The sequence below is a fragment of the Dolichospermum sp. UHCC 0406 genome (genome assembly GCF_009712025.1).
Lineage (GTDB): Bacteria > Cyanobacteriota > Cyanobacteriia > Cyanobacteriales > Nostocaceae > Dolichospermum > Dolichospermum lemmermannii.
In genome coordinates this window covers 306,751-322,345 of the sequence record NZ_VILA01000010.1, presented here as the reverse complement: position 1 = coordinate 322,345, position 15,595 = coordinate 306,751, and the positions used below count along the sequence as shown (strand labels likewise).

17 protein-coding genes and 1 pseudogene are annotated in these 15,595 nt (G+C 37.7%); 7 read left to right on the top strand and 11 right to left on the bottom strand.

Going from position 1 to position 15,595, the window contains the following annotated elements; all coding sequences use genetic code 11:
- Positions 1 to 12 precede the first annotated feature (12 nt).
- The 7 genes from ebsA to FJR09_RS10315 all read right to left on the bottom strand — a co-directional run bounded on the left by ebsA (position 13) and on the right by FJR09_RS10315 (position 6,217).
- On the bottom strand, positions 13 to 399 hold the full coding sequence (gene ebsA / locus FJR09_RS10345) for a type IV pilus biogenesis protein EbsA (protein ID WP_015079441.1): 387 nt from the start codon (positions 397 to 399) through the stop codon (positions 13 to 15).
- Positions 400 to 504: 105 nt separating this feature from the next.
- The gene (locus FJR09_RS10340) at positions 505 to 1,713 is read right to left on the bottom strand and encodes a 4-hydroxy-3-methylbut-2-enyl diphosphate reductase (RefSeq protein WP_015079440.1); all 1,209 of its coding nucleotides are present in this window, start codon (positions 1,711 to 1,713) and stop codon (positions 505 to 507) included.
- A 74-nt stretch (positions 1,714 to 1,787) separates the two neighbouring features.
- A complete protein-coding gene (locus tag FJR09_RS10335) occupies positions 1,788 to 2,600 on the bottom strand; it encodes an SGNH/GDSL hydrolase family protein (protein WP_168653506.1) in 813 nt (270 codons plus the stop codon).
- Positions 2,601 to 2,874: 274 nt separating this feature from the next.
- A complete protein-coding gene (locus tag FJR09_RS10330) occupies positions 2,875 to 4,296 on the bottom strand; it encodes an ammonium transporter (protein WP_168653505.1) in 1,422 nt (473 codons plus the stop codon).
- 285 nt (positions 4,297 to 4,581) lie between these two features.
- Positions 4,582 to 4,728, bottom strand: coding sequence for a type II toxin-antitoxin system Phd/YefM family antitoxin (locus FJR09_RS25140; RefSeq protein WP_235081971.1), 147 nt, complete (start codon positions 4,726 to 4,728; stop codon positions 4,582 to 4,584).
- A 225-nt stretch (positions 4,729 to 4,953) separates the two neighbouring features.
- A complete protein-coding gene (locus FJR09_RS10320) occupies positions 4,954 to 5,787 on the bottom strand; it encodes an ImmA/IrrE family metallo-endopeptidase (protein ID WP_168653504.1) in 834 nt (277 codons plus the stop codon).
- A 28-nt stretch (positions 5,788 to 5,815) separates the two neighbouring features.
- Positions 5,816 to 6,217: a helix-turn-helix domain-containing protein gene (locus FJR09_RS10315; RefSeq protein WP_041457810.1), complete on the bottom strand. Its 402-nt coding sequence runs from the start codon at positions 6,215 to 6,217 to the stop codon at positions 5,816 to 5,818.
- Between the two features lie 176 nt (positions 6,218 to 6,393).
- On the opposite strand from FJR09_RS10315, the gene FJR09_RS24665 reads away from it, so the two are divergent.
- The gene (locus FJR09_RS24665; protein WP_041457809.1) at positions 6,394 to 6,648 is read left to right on the top strand and encodes a hypothetical protein; all 255 of its coding nucleotides are present in this window, start codon (positions 6,394 to 6,396) and stop codon (positions 6,646 to 6,648) included.
- Between the two features lie 103 nt (positions 6,649 to 6,751).
- Here the strand turns inward: FJR09_RS24665 and FJR09_RS10310 are convergent.
- A pseudogene (locus tag FJR09_RS10310) lies at positions 6,752 to 7,102 on the bottom strand (ferredoxin:protochlorophyllide reductase (ATP-dependent) subunit B); the annotation flags it as partial.
- A gap of 884 nt (positions 7,103 to 7,986) precedes the next feature.
- Here FJR09_RS10310 and FJR09_RS10305 point away from each other — a divergent pair.
- From FJR09_RS10305 to FJR09_RS10285, 5 genes are all read left to right on the top strand, one after another.
- Positions 7,987 to 8,631: a COP23 domain-containing protein gene (locus tag FJR09_RS10305; RefSeq protein ID WP_015079433.1), complete on the top strand. Its 645-nt coding sequence runs from the start codon at positions 7,987 to 7,989 to the stop codon at positions 8,629 to 8,631.
- Between the two features lie 156 nt (positions 8,632 to 8,787).
- Complete coding sequence (locus FJR09_RS10300) at positions 8,788 to 9,585, top strand: serine protease (protein WP_254433074.1); 798 nt, start codon at positions 8,788 to 8,790, stop codon at positions 9,583 to 9,585.
- Between the two features lie 22 nt (positions 9,586 to 9,607).
- Positions 9,608 to 10,612 carry a serine protease gene (locus tag FJR09_RS10295; protein WP_217361117.1) on the top strand — a complete coding sequence of 335 codons (1,005 nt, stop codon included), beginning with the start codon at positions 9,608 to 9,610 and terminating at the stop codon, positions 10,610 to 10,612.
- Between the two features lie 96 nt (positions 10,613 to 10,708).
- On the top strand, positions 10,709 to 12,064 hold the full coding sequence (gene murF, locus FJR09_RS10290) for a UDP-N-acetylmuramoyl-tripeptide--D-alanyl-D-alanine ligase (protein WP_168653096.1): 1,356 nt from the start codon (positions 10,709 to 10,711) through the stop codon (positions 12,062 to 12,064).
- Positions 12,065 to 12,431: 367 nt separating this feature from the next.
- Positions 12,432 to 12,614: a hypothetical protein gene (locus FJR09_RS10285; protein ID WP_015079429.1), complete on the top strand. Its 183-nt coding sequence runs from the start codon at positions 12,432 to 12,434 to the stop codon at positions 12,612 to 12,614.
- 181 nt (positions 12,615 to 12,795) lie between these two features.
- On the opposite strand, the gene FJR09_RS10280 is transcribed toward FJR09_RS10285, so the two are convergent.
- On the bottom strand, positions 12,796 to 13,125 hold the full coding sequence (locus FJR09_RS10280) for a hypothetical protein (RefSeq protein WP_015079428.1): 330 nt from the start codon (positions 13,123 to 13,125) through the stop codon (positions 12,796 to 12,798).
- A 207-nt stretch (positions 13,126 to 13,332) separates the two neighbouring features.
- Positions 13,333 to 13,734, bottom strand: coding sequence for a fasciclin domain-containing protein (locus tag FJR09_RS10275; protein WP_015079427.1), 402 nt, complete (start codon positions 13,732 to 13,734; stop codon positions 13,333 to 13,335).
- Positions 13,735 to 13,854: 120 nt separating this feature from the next.
- Between FJR09_RS10275 and FJR09_RS10270 the strand changes: the two genes are divergently transcribed.
- Positions 13,855 to 14,793, top strand: coding sequence for a putative 2-dehydropantoate 2-reductase (locus FJR09_RS10270; protein WP_015079426.1), 939 nt, complete (start codon positions 13,855 to 13,857; stop codon positions 14,791 to 14,793).
- Positions 14,794 to 14,929: 136 nt separating this feature from the next.
- Here FJR09_RS10270 and FJR09_RS10265 read toward each other — a convergent pair whose 3' ends face one another.
- Complete coding sequence (locus FJR09_RS10265) at positions 14,930 to 15,487, bottom strand: CBS domain-containing protein (protein WP_148761982.1); 558 nt, start codon at positions 15,485 to 15,487, stop codon at positions 14,930 to 14,932.
- Positions 15,488 to 15,595 lie beyond the last annotated feature (108 nt).

Here is a 15,595-nt window from a genome sequence, read left to right as displayed (position 1 = left end):
TCTATTTCTGCTTTAATCGTCTAAGTGTAAAAGTTTGCGGTAAAAAGATGTAGGAAAATCGCTGATGCTATTTCGCTTAGAGTTTTCCATTAGTTCAATTAAAAAACTAATAAATTCAAAACTTGGCATCATTACTTCATAAGTTAGTTCAGAGTTAGTGTCAAACTGGATTCGGCAAATGGTTGAATCTAAAGGTAAAGTGGCATCATTCCAAGTCGCAACAAAAGAAATATTCTTACCACCCTCAATTTTACGCTGTCCCTCCAACTCACGTGTTTTATAAAGACTGATGGCATAGGGTAATAAATTTCGCTTACTACCCTGAATATAAGGTAAATAGACGGTAGCTTGTTGTTGATTTGCAGGTTGGAGTTGATCAAAAGACGTATTACCAGACATTTTTGTAGATTCCTTCAATTATTCGCCATTTTTTGGGAGTTTGGGTTAAGCCAAGCCAAACCCAACCTCCGAATTCAGGCTTTTTTTACTTTAGCTAAGGTATTGTCAAACTAAAGTGGCTGTGGCTTTGAGGGCAAAAATTTTCTCAATTATATCTTCAACTACCTGATCCGGTGTCGAAGCGCCAGAAGTAACCCCAACTTTAATTTTCCCTACTGGAAGCCAGTTTTCTGTAATTGCCAATTCTCCTGTTAATTGCCGATGTTCAATGTTATTAATTGATTGAATCCGTTCCACACAATCAATGTGATAGGAAGGAATATCCCGATCAAAAGCAATTTGTTGTAATTGGGTAGTATTTGATGAATTAAACCCCCCAATAACTATCATTAAATCTACCTTTTCTTCCACTAATTCCAGCATAGCATCTTGACGTTCTTGAGTAGCATCACAGATAGTATTGAAATTTTGAAAATGCTGATTTAACTCTGCTGGTCCATATTTCTGCATCATGGTTCGCTCTAGCATTTTCCCGATTTTTTCGGTTTCATCTTTGAGCATGGTTGTTTGGTTAGCAATACCTACCCGTTCTAAATCTTGATCAGGATCAAATCCCGCAGAACAAGCTTTAGCAAACTTAGCTAAAAATTCCTGACGATTGCCACCATTGAGAATATAGTTAATGACATATTCTGCTTCTTGTAAATTTAAAACAATCAAATATTTCCCAGCAAAAGAACTGGTCGCAACGGTTTCTTCGTGCTTGTATTTTCCGTGAATAATTGAAGTGTAATCACCTTTTTTGTGCTTTTCGACAGTGTTCCAAACTTTAGAAACCCAAGGACAGGTAGTATCAACAATTTGACAACCTTTATCATTGAGAATTTGCATTTCTTGAACACTGGCACCAAAAGCTGGTAAAATCACCACATCACCGCTACCAACAACAGAAAAGTCTTTTACTTGATCAATAACGGGAATAAATTCTACCTGCATTTCCTGCATTCGTTTATTCACAGATGGATTGTGAATAATTTCGTTAGTAATCCAAATGTGTTCTGTCGGGAAATGCTGACGGGTTTCATAGGCCATGGCTACAGCCCTTTCTACACCCCAACAAAAGCCAAATGCTTGGGCTAGTTGGATTGTGACATCACCACGGTTGAGAGTGTAGTTAGAATTGCGGATTTCCTGAATTAAGTTACTTTGAAACTCAGACTGTAACTGAGTGGCTACTTCCGCCTGATGACCAAAGCCCTTACGATTATAATTGGCTGAATGTTGGAGGCTGCGTTTAAAAGCTTTTGTATCCATTTGAGATTGACCACTAATAATTACTATTTTTGATTTTCTCGCGCTTGGAGCCGATTTAGATAGAAATTTTGGATTTATATCCTATTTGTTGACTGTACCTTTTGTGGTTGAGGAAGTTGGGGTGTTAGTTGTTGGTTAGTATACATTTGCAAAGCAGTCCGCCAAACTAGATAACCAGGGGGACTCAGATGTAAACCGTCGGTGGTAAAATTTGAACGAAGATTACCTTGTTGATCGGTGAATAGGGGATGTAAATTGAGATATCTCGCGCCTTTTTTAGTAGCGATGTTATTCAGTTCCTGATTTAATTTGCGAATTCGAGAATTGGGAATAGCTAGGAGTTTTTCTTTTCCTTCCCAAGTTGTCCCCCCCGCACCATGTGGCAAAATTGACTGAATGACAATTTCTGCTTGGGGGTGTTTTCTGCGTAGATAGCTGATAATTTGGCGATAATTAGTGAGAATTTCCTGATCCTCTAGCCCGCGAATTAGATCATTAATACCTACCATCACCAAAATCATATCTGGTTGGGTGCGGTCAAAGAAATCTAATCTTTGTAACAGTCCATTGCTAACTTCCCCGGAAATTCCTTGATTTAGCCAATTTCTATCTTCCGGTAATAATTCTGGTGGAAACCATAAACTCAGAGAATCTCCCGCTAGTATGGTTAACCGTTGGGGATTTTTGTCAGCGGTTATTTTAGCTTCTTGCTTGAGCATATCCAACCATTGGGGATAACTGAGTTGATGACGGGAGCCTAACTCTGGTGGTACATATTGATTTTTCCAGTTAAGGTTAACTGGTTCTGGGGGATTTGGGATAGCTGTCGTTGCTACCACAGGGGTTATTTTTTGCTGTCGCCAAATCAATAAAATGACCGCTAACATTAGGATAAGGTTAGTTAACAGTGACAAGAATCCCCAAGCAGGAAAGGTTTTTACACGGTTAAACACGACTGATAAAAATGACCAATATTAAACTTCATTGTAAATCTGGTAAGAGAGATACACAAATAAAAAATCTGCCAAAATTTCTGGTGGAGTTTTCTAATTGGTAATTGAGATCAAGATTATAGGATTAACGGCTCAGAATCTAGTTTCTTTGGGAAAATGCGGTTTATTTCTGAATGTAGAGACGTTACCTATAACGTCTCTACATTATCTATATCCATTTGTTAGAAATTCGATCTGCAAACTCGGAGTTATAACCTTCTTCTCCGTGTTCGTTAATATCCAAACCTTGATCTTCAGTTTGATCCGGAACTCGTAAACCAATTGTAGCCGCAATAATTTTGAGAATGATCCAAGTCCCGACAGCCGCAATGATATAGGCTAGGGCGATCGCTCCTAATTCTACAAATAATTCACCGAAGTTACCACGCAATACCCCATCTTTACCGCCGCTATTAACTTCGGTTGTCGCCAAAATAGCTGTTAAAATTGCGCCAATCGTCCCACCAACACCATGAACGAAATAGGTATCTAAGGCATCATCAATCCGCAATTTGTGCTTGAAACTGACAGCATAGAAGCAGAAGAAGGCGGTAATAAAACCGATGAGAATTGCTCCTAGAGGTGTGACAAATCCGGCGGCTGGGGTGATCCCAACTAAACCAGCTACCGCACCTGTGGCCGCGCCTACTGCGGTGGGTTTTCCCCGTAATGTGGCTTCTAAAATTAACCACATTAATCCCCCAGCGGCGGCTGATGTATTGGTAGCAACAAAGGCAACTGTAGCTACTGTTCCTGCGGATAAGGCGCTACCAGCATTAAAACCGAACCAGCCAAACCAAAGTAAGCCAGCACCTAACAAAATAAAGGGGACATTGTGGGGAGGGCTAAGACGATCTGGATAGTTTTTTCTGGGGCCGAGAACAATTGCTGCTACCAATGCTGACACACCAGAACTAATATGCACTACTGTCCCACCAGCAAAGTCTAGAGCGCCGATGCCGCCATATAAACTTAAAAATCCTCCTTTTGCCCAAACCATGTGTGCCAGGGGTGTGTAGATGAAAGTTGACCAGAGCAGGACAAATAGGCAATAGGCGCGGAAACTCATCCGTTCGGCGATCGCTCCTGAAATTAAGGCTGGGGTAATAATTGCAAACATGGCTTGATAGATCATGAATGCTTGATGGGGAATTGTTCCAGCATAGGAATTCATATCAGCGTAGGCTGGATCTGCGGCTTTGAGGGCATCTTCATAGCCCATGTGGGGTAAATAGCCTTGAGTTTCTAAACCCACATTTCCAAGTATCCAATTCCAACCACCGATGATGGAGTTACCTGGTGCAAATGAAAGGCTATAACCCCAGAGAATCCAGGTGACTCCGACAATGCCCATCAACACAAAACTCATCATCAATGTGTTGAGGATATTGTGCGATCGCACAAACCCACCATAAAAGAAGGCTAATCCCGGTGTCATTAGCAATACTAAGGCTGATGAAATTAGCATAAATGCTGTATCACCTGAATTAGGAGGGGGTGCAGCAGCGGCTTCTGCAAGGGCATTTCCTGTTAATAACCCTACCAACAGAAATAGGGTTAAACACCCAATAATGACTACTTTTTTGAACATTTATTTTCGCTCCTCTGTGTCTACAATATTAGTCTTAATTAAATATAATTCGTATTATTTGCTACTTCTTTCTGTCTTTAAAGTTACTTAATGTTTAATTTTTCAGTAATTTTCACAAAAATCTGATTTATCTAACTTAAAATTTACACTAAGGTTCATTTTATTATGCAATATTTACATTTCGTTGATACTTTGCGGTTTTAAAGTTCTGGTTTCTGCTCTTTCTAAAGCAGTTAGAAGACGCGCTGCATTTTGAGATGAGCGCAGTAAATGAGTTGTTTCTAATCAACTTTCTAATTCGTCAACAGCAATAGGGGGGAGGTTTTCACCATCAGGTTGGGTAATAATCATTACTTCTCTATCTGCAACTACTTGAGCGCAGATTTCAGCTAGGTTATTACGAGCATCTGTTAGGTTTGTTTGGTTGGACATGGTGGGATTTTTCCTCATGCTGTAGCTGATATTTTTTAATATTATCAGTTAGCTTTCTAACCCGTCTGGGAATTAATTCCCAGACTCATAGCCGAAGTCCGTTAAAACGGACTCAATGATTAATTATTTTAGTCGTCTTGAGACGACTTTTGCTATTAGCCTCAGAATTCATTCTGAGGCGGTTTCTTCTAGTGACAAAGATAATCTAAAAAATGTATTTAATTCCTAGAACAGCGAAAGTTGCTTTACGTCATTTGAGCAGTGATGTGGGTAAGCATCTAAAAATAAAGCCACAATCCTATTACAATTAGAGTTTGCGGCGGCAACTACTTTACTTTTCCACTTTCTTTTACCTCCTTTAAATGGTATATATGCCTCAAAACGTTCCTCTTCAAGAGGTTTATATTTATCTGTAATTAGAGGATGATTACTCTCAAGTTTAAAACCCGACCCAACCGGATATTTTTTGCGTTTTTCGCCGTGAGCAATACTGTAGAGAATCCTACCCGTTTTGTCTATCACTAATCCATGAACATTTGTATTTTCAGAATAAACAAGTCTCGCCAAAGAAGCTTGAGCAGAAGCCCCTGTACGTTCCATGAACTCTAATACTGTAAGAGGTGAATAACCATTTTTATTTTTTACTTTTTTCAGTATTGGTGTTGGTATCAAAAGAGTTGCTGCGGCTTGATCACAAAAATCATCTTCGATCTTTTGACGAGTCTCTAAATTTTGAAATGTGTGTTCCCTAAGATATACAGCAAGCTCACCCGCTTGAATATTATCAATTTCAGCCATATCAAAAAGATGATGGCTCAATTCATGCCAGATAGTAAACTTAAATCGGTTAGGCGCAACAGTTTCATCAATTAGAATTAAGCGTTCACCTGTTGTCGGGTGCTTAATTGCTTGATTGCTGTCTCCCTTGCGAACTCGAATACCAAGACTCTTTGCAAGAGCTTCAGGATCACAAGTATATTCATGTTTAGAATGAAAGCTCTCTACATATTTCAAAAAAGCACGCCTGATATCTTCTAAATCTGGGTCTCTGTCTATCATACATCTATCTCAAAACGACGTAACATTTCTAATATAACGCCCTCCTTATATCTAAAAAAATCATCAACCAGTCCTCTGTATTTTCAGGGTATTGCCCTCTGAGGCGAATATTACAAAGCATTTTTTGCCAATCCTGTTGATTTAGTTCGGTATACTTATCTTTGTATTCGTTTATGAAGTTTTGCAAGCTTTCAGGTTGATCTTGTTTGGGGGATGACTCCCTACCTACATCAACCGTTAACTCTTCCAAACTTAAACCCAATACTTTTGCTAACCTTTCTAAAACATCAACAGTGGGGTTGGCTTCATCATGTTCAATCTTAGAAAGATATGCAACAGAGATTTCTGCCATACGAGCGACTGAACGCATGGATAGGTTCTGTTCTTTCCTAATTAGGTGTAGTCTCTGACCCAAGGTTTTAGTAGACATAACTTAGCAGATAGGTTTTCTAGCATAATTTTACAGTATATATGTACTATATACTATTTCTTTTCCTGGTAGTAAACAAAAGAAACTTTTTGTTTACTAGAGATTGACACAGCTAAAAGTATGTGTAAAACTATAGTAAGTCAAATTTATCAAAAAATTTACTGTGAGTGAACAATATGAAAAACAAGCAAACGGAACTCAATCTGAGATGTTCTAAATTTCCAGTTGAAGTAGACTGCAAACTAGAAAGAGTAATAGAGCTAACACACGCTAAAGCTACAGACATCAGCAAAGCAAGAAAGAACGGTAGTCATACTTATGAGATTAATGTCTCAAACGGATCTTGGATTATTCACAGCAAACGAGAACACGGTATCCACTACTATTATGATGTTTGGTTTCGTCCAATGACTTTATTAAAGCCCGCTTAAAAATTTTAAATAGATATTCTGAAAGTATTTTTATTAACAAAATTAAGGGCTAAAGATAATCAATGAATCCTTACCCCTTAATCTTCTCAACCAACCATCAAACCTACGCCCCTACAGATTCCTTAGCTGCATACAAAACCTCAGCCGAGATATCCTTAAACCCACGTTCACGGGCAAACTTTTCGGTATTTCGCTTCACTTTCCCGCGCACAAAACCAGGAATCTTATTCAATTCTGCTTGTCCATCTTTTGTCCAATTCAAACCAGACTCCGCAGAAATTCCTTTGGTAATTACTTCCTTTGTATCGTGTCCACCAAAGATTTCTAAAAGGTGATCTTCCATTCCCAAAGTGAAGGAATTGTAGATTAAATCCGTGATTTGATTTGTGCCTTCATAACCCATAAATGGTTTGTAACCAATGGGGAAATTCTGAACGTGAATTGGTGCTGCAATCTTAACAAAGCTTTACGCAGAAATTTCACTACTTTCAATAACTATGGTTTTCAACATAGACATGGTATAATTACAATTATTATTGATAGCAAACAATACTGTGTTAACCCCCATCCTGGTTTAACTGCGGGAAGCTACCAATATAATCGGACTTATGGTAAACTCAGACTCTTAACTTCGCTGCAATGCCATCCTCCGCGAAAAAGAGGCTAGTAATTATCTAAGTTATAAATCAATCTGTTGCCTCTGTGTATTAAAATATTGATGCAGTATTTTCTCTGGAAAAGTTGTACCCAAAAACTTCGTTTCTACATTTGTAAGATTTAGGATTAAACTGTCAGTAACCCAGCCCTAAAGGGACTGGGCTTGCAAGAGTAATCAAGCAAGCCGTGCTGACCAGACCACCCTGAGCATAGTCGAAGGGTAGCCGTTATTTGAGTCACGACACCCCGGAATGCGTAGCCCCTTCGGGGTTCAGCAGTCGCTCATGGGGGAAACCCCCAAGACCGCGCTGCTTCACTAGTTCCCTGCTCTGTCATTTGCAATTAAACAGTTTTAAGGTCACTGAAACAGTGTTGCAAGTCTAAAAAGCTCTTATAACTGGTCTAAGCTAACATTACCCCAGAAATGGGAGGCTCTTTGGAGCAAAACATTCATTATGCGTACAGAGTTGGGAATTTTGAATCGGTAATTGTCCCGTTGAAAGTACATTACAAAAGTACACCGAATTTACCAACTCCAAGGCGGTAATGAAAAAATATTCAAGGCGGTTAAAACCGCTCGTGCCGTGGCTGGTGAGCCATGTCGATAGCGTAGCGTGGCGTTAGCCATACCATCCCTCTCAGGGCTAAAGCCGCTGAGTTTCCCACTTACCGGATATTCTTATGAAATTTCCATTAGCTGCCCCCGTATTAATTGCAACTTTAACTCTATCTAGTGGTTTAGGATTAACGTCCACAGTCCAAGCCAAGCCTCCTGTAGATAATTCAGTCAATAATGTACCCGTTGATAATGCAGGGGTTAGTGATTCAGCGGTCAATGGTACTAAATTTAGTTGCGTTGCGGAAAATAATGGTAACGTGGCTACAATTGGTCAACGTCCCGGTGGACAGCCAATTCCTTTAATTATTTGGACTAAAAAGGGTGCTGATGCTTTTGGTGGCAAATATAGTCCACAAAAACGTTGCGGTATCGTCACACCAAAATTGAATAAAGCTGTAGCTGACAGTGGTGGTAGGTTAAAAGATGTCGTTTTAATGACTGGCAAGGTTAATGGTAGTACCGTAATCTGTGTAGTCTCGATGACAGATAGTGGTTGTAATAAAAACAATGTTCTGCTGACGCTGAAACCGGAAAATGCTGAAAAAGCAGAAGAAATTCTGTCCCAAATCGTGAAAATTAGCCGTGAAGGTTCGAGCGCGACTGCAATTTTAGAAACAACTGACAATCGGGTTCAAGTAAATTTAGGAGATTGGGAAAAAGCAACTATGGGTAATGCAAATCGTAAATCTGCAACTCCAAAATTTTAGTTGATTATTTTGTCAGGGTTTAGCGAAAAATACTGAACCCTGATTCCTACTTATTTTTTTGTCATTTTTTATCAATTTTCGGAAAATTATTGCATGATCAATCATATTTTTTTCTTATATAAAAAATCTTTTTTAGGATTACTCCTGACTATATTTATGAGTAAGTTTGTTCTGGACTCAAATGCTCAAGCTGTAACTTTATCTGAGCAAGATTTGAGAAATTCAGTCCAGACAATCAATGTCAATGCCTCAGAAATTGCCAAACAAGTAACTGTCAGAATTATCACTAAGTTTGGTTCTGGATCAGGAGTAATTATTAAGCGTTATGGGCAAACTTATCTAGCACTAACAAATCATCATGTAGTGGCAGATAACCCTAAAAATGGCTATCAAGTCATGACGGTTGATGGTAAGCTGTATTCAGCACGGGATAGGACTCAAGTTAAAATTGCGACCTTGGACTTGGCATTGGTAGAATTTACTAGCCAACAAAACTATCAAGTAGTAGAATTGCAGAAATTACCAAAAATACTAGAGGGAGAAAAAGTATATGCAGCAGGGTTTCCGGCCTGGAATTTTATCCGAGAAGGAAACAAAATTACCAGATTTGAAGAAACTCGTAATTGGGGAATTAGAGCTTTTCATTTAACAACGGGAAAGATCGAAATGCAACTTGCGAAAACACTTCCTGGAGGTTACCAAGTTGGTTATACTAATGATGTTAGGCAAGGGATGAGCGGTGGACCACTTTTAAATCAAAAAGGAGAATTAATAGCAATTAATGGCTTATTAAAGTATCCCTTCCAGGGGATTAAGGCTTTTACTGATGGTTCTGTACCTAATCAACAACTTTATGCAAAAATAGACTCTTTAAGTTGGGCTATTCCTATTACTAAAGTCATTGATTTTATGGAGACACAAAATCTAGTTGAGCAAAATTTACATAATTACTGAAAAAAAATCAAAAATATTGAATATGCTTTTAATAACTAATCAATTAACTAGGGTGTTTCTGGGGATATCGGCAATAACAGCAATGGCTATAACTATTCCAGTATTAGCTAACAGTGTACCTCAAGGAATCGCCGAAAATGTCAGAGAATCTATAGTCCAAATCAATAGCAAAGATAATGGTTCTCCTGGAGGTTCAGGAGTGATTATTGACGAAGAAAATAATATTTACACTGTATTAACTGCCAATCATGTTGTTTGTAGTGCCATAAAACGACCAGGGAAGATTAATTGCTCTCAAGATATCAATTACTCAATTCGTACCTACACAGGGAAAGAGTATGTTATGAAAAATCGTCAAGTTTTACAGACAGATCAAAATGGAGTTGATTTAGCAATTATTACATTTCAAGCTCCAGACTCAGAATATTATCGTCCTGTTGTTATTGAAGATAAGCCATTGGAAATTGGTACAGACATTTTTGTTGCTGGTTTTCCAGCCGTATTTGGCAGAAAAGGTGCAGATAGAGAATTTGCTTTTACAGGAGGGAGAATTGTTTTTAATCAGAATCTCCGAAATGGCTATAGTTTGGTTTATGATGCCAATACTTTGACTGGTAATAGTGGAGGAGGTGTATTTGATATTAATGGCAATCTTGTAGCCATTCACGGACTTGCAGATGCTACTAAATCGGGATTTAATGCCGGCATTCCTATTAAAACTTATTTGCAGTTAACCAAAGGGAAAGTTATCTCAAGTGACACGGAGACAATCCCCCAATCTGAGCCAGCAAAAATCTCCTCCAATGACCGAAATTTGCAGATTATTCAAAATTTCGGATACAATCCTACAGCTTGTGAACCTGGGAGACAAGTAGTATCAATTATGTTTGGCAATAAAGAATACTGTGTTGAGCCTAGACCTCCTTTAACTGGTCTAAAATACCGATATAATTCGACTACTAATCAATTAGAGCTTTTCGATGCACCAAAATCTAATGACCCTAATAACCCTAATATAGGTTTATAAGGAAAATGCCGCCAAGGTGGAGATTTTAAATTTTATTGAAAATGACACAAAAAATGTTAATGTAAATAGCTTTAAAATACCCTGTCATTTATCAATATGTCAGTCTCTATGACTATCTCTCAACTGCTTGAAGAACTTCAAGCTGAATCGGTGAATGTATCTGCGTCTACCTTAACTCAGTTGGGGATGGGGATACAAACAGATACTCGCATTTTGCAACCGGGTGAAGTCTTTTTGGCTTTGCGAGGAGAAAAGTTTGATGGACATGATTTTGTCGCGACAGCGATCGCTAAAGGGGCTATAGTTGCCATAGTTGATCATGCTTACAAAAATCCCGGTTTTCCGGTTTTGCGGGTTAAAGATACTTTAAAGGCATATCAACAAATTGCTAAATGGTGGCGTGAAAGCTTTACTATTCCTGTAATTGGCATCACAGGTTCAGTAGGGAAAACCACAACTAAAGAATTAATTTCCGCAGTTTTAGCCACAAAAGGAAAAGTTCATAAAACCTACGGGAATTTTAATAATGAAATAGGAGTCTCCAAAACCCTGTTAGAAATGGGTCGAGAAAATGACTTTGCTGTGATTGAAATGGCAATGCGAGGCAGGGGACAAATTGCCGAACTGACAGAAATTGCTAAACCGACAATTGGGGTAATCACCAATGTGGGAACTGCACATATTGAGTTACTTGGTTCAGAAGAAGCCATTGCTGAAGCTAAGTGTGAATTATTAGCAACAATGCCAAATGATGGTATCGCCATTCTTAATCATGATAACCCCCTATTAATGACAACAGCAGCGAAATTTTGGCAGGGTAAAGTTATCAGTTATGGCTTTTCTGGTGGTGATATCCAAGGAGAATTAATTGATAGTGAAACTGTAGAAGTTGCCGGCATCCGTTTACCTTTACCTTTACCTGGTCGTCATAATGCTACCAATTTTTTAGCAGCTTTAGCAGTAGCTCAGGTATTAGAAATTGATTGGCAATTATTACAATCTGGGGTCATGGTAAATATGCCCACAGGTAGAAGTCAACGCTTCACTTTAGCTAATGATGTGGTGATTTTAGATGAAACCTATAATGCCGCCCCAGAAGCCATGTTAGCGGCTTTGCAGTTGTTAGCAGACACACCAGGAAAGCGGAAAATTGCGGTTTTAGGGGCAATGAAGGAATTAGGAGAAAGATCCCCAGAACTTCATCAAAAAGTCGGGGAAATGGTCAAAAGTTTGCATCTTGATGGATTATTAGTATTAGTTGATGGTAAAGATGCGGAAATTATGGCTAATAGTGCCGATAATATATCTTGTGAATGTTTCACTAATCATACCGATTTGGTAACAAGATTAAAAACATTTATGCAAACAGGCGATCGCTTATTATTCAAAGCAGCCCATTCTGTGGGATTAGATCGAGTTGTCAACCAATTACGGGCAGAATTCACCAATTAAAAAGAGTTGAAAATTGTATTTTCAATATGTTGTCTATTTGCTATAGTTTAGACAAAACAAACTTAATTAAGTCGGTATTTTCTCAAAAATATCATCCACAAGAAAATTACATCTTTTGTAGAGATGTTGCATGAAACATCTCTACCATATAGCAAAAAACAATCTAAAATGTCGTTTAACGAATGAAAATAAACCATTAATTGTTATCAATAGCGAGACAAAAATATTTCAATAAAGTCTTATCCATTGAGATCAAAGCCTTGAATTTATGGATTATTTTTGGAAGAATCAAAAGTAAGGTTAGTCAATATCAAGTCTAATCTCATTTGTTTGATATCAAGACAATATATAATAAGGAGGAATTATCATGGCTAATATCCAAATATCTGCACTACTTCCTATCGGTTATGATTTATTTAATGATCCCGCTAGTTTTCTCAATGAACTAGCTAATGAGGAAGTACAAAATGTTATTGGTGGAGGTTATGGTGGTTATGGTAGAGGTTATGGTGGTTATAAGAACTGTTGCTGCTGGGGTTGCTGCTGTTAGTTAATTCACAGCTATTACGAATAGTCAAAATAGTAATTTTTATTTTTTATTACTATTTTGACTATTAAATTGTATTTGATCAAGACGAGATATCAAGGAGGAATTATCATGACTAATATCCAAATATCTCCACTACTTCCTGTAGGTTATAGCAATCGTGAAATTCTGACTTCTGTTGTAATTACTTACCAAAAGAAAACAATTGTGGAGAATTTTTTCGCCACATAATTACCAAAAGATTAGTTAATAAACAGGTAATTGCTAGGGATAACAAAATATAAGTTGGTGGCATAACTACACCAATCATGAACCAAGTGTAAACGTGCAGAAGCATGATACTAGCAAACAGACAAGCAAATCCAACAGATATCCACACCTGAAGCATGGGACGATTTAGGAAGGTGAGGACAATTGTGAATAAGGTTGTCAGGATATTAGCTGGAACAAGAAAGGCACAAATGCCTATACAGTTGTTGCGGGAAAATTCGATTAAGGTGTTGAAATCTAACATTAATTTTTGGGGATAATTGTAGGTTCTTATTATTAAGTTTTATTATCAATAATATCATTAATAAAATCATAGTACCTTAAAAGTGAGTAATTACGCCATTTATGTAACAATTTTTAAAGAATTAGCCTTGGCAACTAAATTTATTAATGATAGAGACGCTGTCAGAAACGTCTCTACAATGTCTCCCAGATGAAAAACTCTCTCCGATTAACCCATCAAAATCACAGTATCAATAACGTGAATCACGCCATTATCAGCATCAATATCTGCTGCTAAAACTGTGGCATTTTTTACCTCAAAACCATCATCACAATTAATTTTAATAGGAGAACCTTCCACAGAAGTTACAGTACCAAGTTTTGCTAAATCAGCCTTTGTTAACTTACCAGGCACGACGTGATAGGTTAAAATCCTTGCTAACTGAGGAATATTTTGTAATAAAGTTGTAATCGTGCCTGGGGGTAACTTAGCAAAAGCGTCGTCAGTTGGTGCAAATACGGTGAATGGACCAGGACTTTTTAATGTTTCCACTAACCCAGCAGCTTGGACAGCCGCCACTAAAGTTTTAAACGCATCATTACTAACTGCAATATCAACAATATCAGGCATTGACTTTACCTCTCATCTACCAAAGGTTCTAAAAAATAGTAAATCATGTTTAAGTTTTATTAATGACAATTCTGATAAAATATATTCTGATGATTTTCTGAATATTTTTTTATACATAAAATGGATAAACGCACTTATGCAATATTGGGGACTGGTGCATTAGGTGGATTTTATGGTGCAAAACTGCAAAAATCCGGTTTAGAAGTTCATTATCTACTCAAAAGTGATTATCAACAGGTAAGCGAACAAGGTTTAATTATTGAGTCTAAAGACGGTGACTTTACCCTTTCTCAAGTTAATGCCTATAACAATGTAGACAAGATGCCACAGTGTGATGTGGTTATAGTATCACTAAAAACTACCCAAAATCAACTTTTACCAGATTTATTACCGCCAATAGTTAAAGATGACGGGGTAGTATTGGTATTACAAAATGGATTGGGTATAGAAGCAGAAGTTGCGGAAATTGTGAATAATGTCCACGTTATTGGGGGTTTATGTTTTCTCTGTTCTAATAAAGTTGCACCAGGACATATTCATCATTTAGATTATGGACAAATTACATTAGGTGAATATACATCTAATTATCAATCAATTGGCATTACTAAAAAAATGCGAGAAATTGCCGCAGATTTTGAAAATGCCGGTATATCAATAGAACTATTAGAAGATTTACTATTAGGACGTTGGAAAAAGTTAGTTTGGAATATTCCCTATAATGGCTTATCTGTGATTCTTGATGGGAGAACCGATGAATTAATGACAGATATATATACTCGTCAGTTAGTAGAAAGTTTGATGTGGGAAGTAGTTATAGGGGCAAAAAGTACGGGCAGAATTATTCCTGAAAGTTTCGTTCAAACCATGTTAGATTACACCGTGAAAATGAAACCTTACCGCACCAGCATGAAAATTGATTTTGATGAAAAACGTCCTTTAGAATTAGAAGCAATTTTTGGTAATCCATTAAGAAAAGCAGAATTAGCAGGTGTAAATTTGCAGCAAATTCGTTGTTTATATCAACAATTGAAGTTTTTGGATATGAGAAATAGAAGTTAAATCTAAATCCTGACTCATCCTATCCAAAAAATGGACAAATAAACTATCCCCATAGGTGTTATTTAAAGGGACAAAGGCAAGAAAAAACCTTTACCCCTATGAGAATTTTGGGCAAATCAGGCAAGGCAAATAGTATTTATTCGACAACATTCTCCTTCACTAATCTTTGGTCAGATGCTACTGCCAGAAGTTCTTCCACAATATCCCAAGCTGCTGCACATTCACGAGAAGAATCGCCCTTAGTTGCACAAATTGTTCTCGCTTCTTCCCGTGCAACTTCTATTTCGTCCTCAATAAAGATACGTTTTGGATTTTCAAACAAATCACTTTTTCTGAGGATATCGGTAATTGAGATGATTCCTAACAGCTTACCTTTAATTACGGGAGCGCGACGAATACGGGTATTGGCAAACAAGCGAGCTACATACTCCACACCAAGCTCAGGATTGACGACAATACAAGGCTTAGTCATAATTTCATAAACTCGCACTTGTTTGGAGTCTTTACCGTGAGCAGCAACTTTATAGACAATATCAGTTTCACTGACCATGCCATAGGGGTCATTTTCTGTACGAGGTTCCACAATTAAAGATCGCAAACCTTTATATTTCATCAAATCCACAGCTTCCGCTACGGTTGCTGAACCACGAATTGTAATCACTTCTGTGGTCATTATGTCTTCAGCTTTCATCATCGGTTTATAAGTTCCTATCAATAGTTGGATTGAAAATTGCCTTGGGTAACTTGTGAAATGAAATGTAATAAATTTGCAAAGATCAAGTTTTATCTTTTTTCAATTTGC

What these genes read in the sequence shown, in the direction of transcription:
- FJR09_RS10275 (WP_015079427.1), bottom strand. Translation starts at nt 13,734, where the DNA reads ATGCCTGATATTGTTGATATTGCAGTTAGTAATGATGCGTTTAAAACT.
- FJR09_RS10280 (WP_015079428.1), bottom strand. Translation starts at nt 13,125, where the DNA reads ATGTTAGATTTCAACACCTTAATCGAATTTTCCCGCAACAACTGTATA.
- FJR09_RS10315 (WP_041457810.1), bottom strand. Translation starts at nt 6,217, where the DNA reads ATGTCTACTAAAACCTTGGGTCAGAGACTACACCTAATTAGGAAAGAA.
- ebsA (WP_015079441.1), bottom strand. Translation starts at nt 399, where the DNA reads ATGTCTGGTAATACGTCTTTTGATCAACTCCAACCTGCAAATCAACAA.
- FJR09_RS10270 (WP_015079426.1), top strand. Translation starts at nt 13,855, where the DNA reads ATGGATAAACGCACTTATGCAATATTGGGGACTGGTGCATTAGGTGGA.
- FJR09_RS24665 (WP_041457809.1), top strand. Translation starts at nt 6,394, where the DNA reads ATGAAAAACAAGCAAACGGAACTCAATCTGAGATGTTCTAAATTTCCA.
- FJR09_RS10305 (WP_015079433.1), top strand. Translation starts at nt 7,987, where the DNA reads ATGAAATTTCCATTAGCTGCCCCCGTATTAATTGCAACTTTAACTCTA.
- FJR09_RS10340 (WP_015079440.1), bottom strand. Translation starts at nt 1,713, where the DNA reads ATGGATACAAAAGCTTTTAAACGCAGCCTCCAACATTCAGCCAATTAT.
- FJR09_RS10300 (WP_254433074.1), top strand. Translation starts at nt 8,788, where the DNA reads ATGAGTAAGTTTGTTCTGGACTCAAATGCTCAAGCTGTAACTTTATCT.
- FJR09_RS10295 (WP_217361117.1), top strand. Translation starts at nt 9,608, where the DNA reads ATGCTTTTAATAACTAATCAATTAACTAGGGTGTTTCTGGGGATATCG.
- FJR09_RS25140 (WP_235081971.1), bottom strand. Translation starts at nt 4,728, where the DNA reads ATGTCCAACCAAACAAACCTAACAGATGCTCGTAATAACCTAGCTGAA.
- FJR09_RS10285 (WP_015079429.1), top strand. Translation starts at nt 12,432, where the DNA reads ATGGCTAATATCCAAATATCTGCACTACTTCCTATCGGTTATGATTTA.
- FJR09_RS10320 (WP_168653504.1), bottom strand. Translation starts at nt 5,787, where the DNA reads ATGATAGACAGAGACCCAGATTTAGAAGATATCAGGCGTGCTTTTTTG.
- FJR09_RS10335 (WP_168653506.1), bottom strand. Translation starts at nt 2,600, where the DNA reads ATGTTAGCGGTCATTTTATTGATTTGGCGACAGCAAAAAATAACCCCT.
- FJR09_RS10265 (WP_148761982.1), bottom strand. Translation starts at nt 15,487, where the DNA reads ATGATGAAAGCTGAAGACATAATGACCACAGAAGTGATTACAATTCGT.
- FJR09_RS10330 (WP_168653505.1), bottom strand. Translation starts at nt 4,296, where the DNA reads ATGTTCAAAAAAGTAGTCATTATTGGGTGTTTAACCCTATTTCTGTTG.
- murF (WP_168653096.1), top strand. Translation starts at nt 10,709, where the DNA reads ATGTCAGTCTCTATGACTATCTCTCAACTGCTTGAAGAACTTCAAGCT.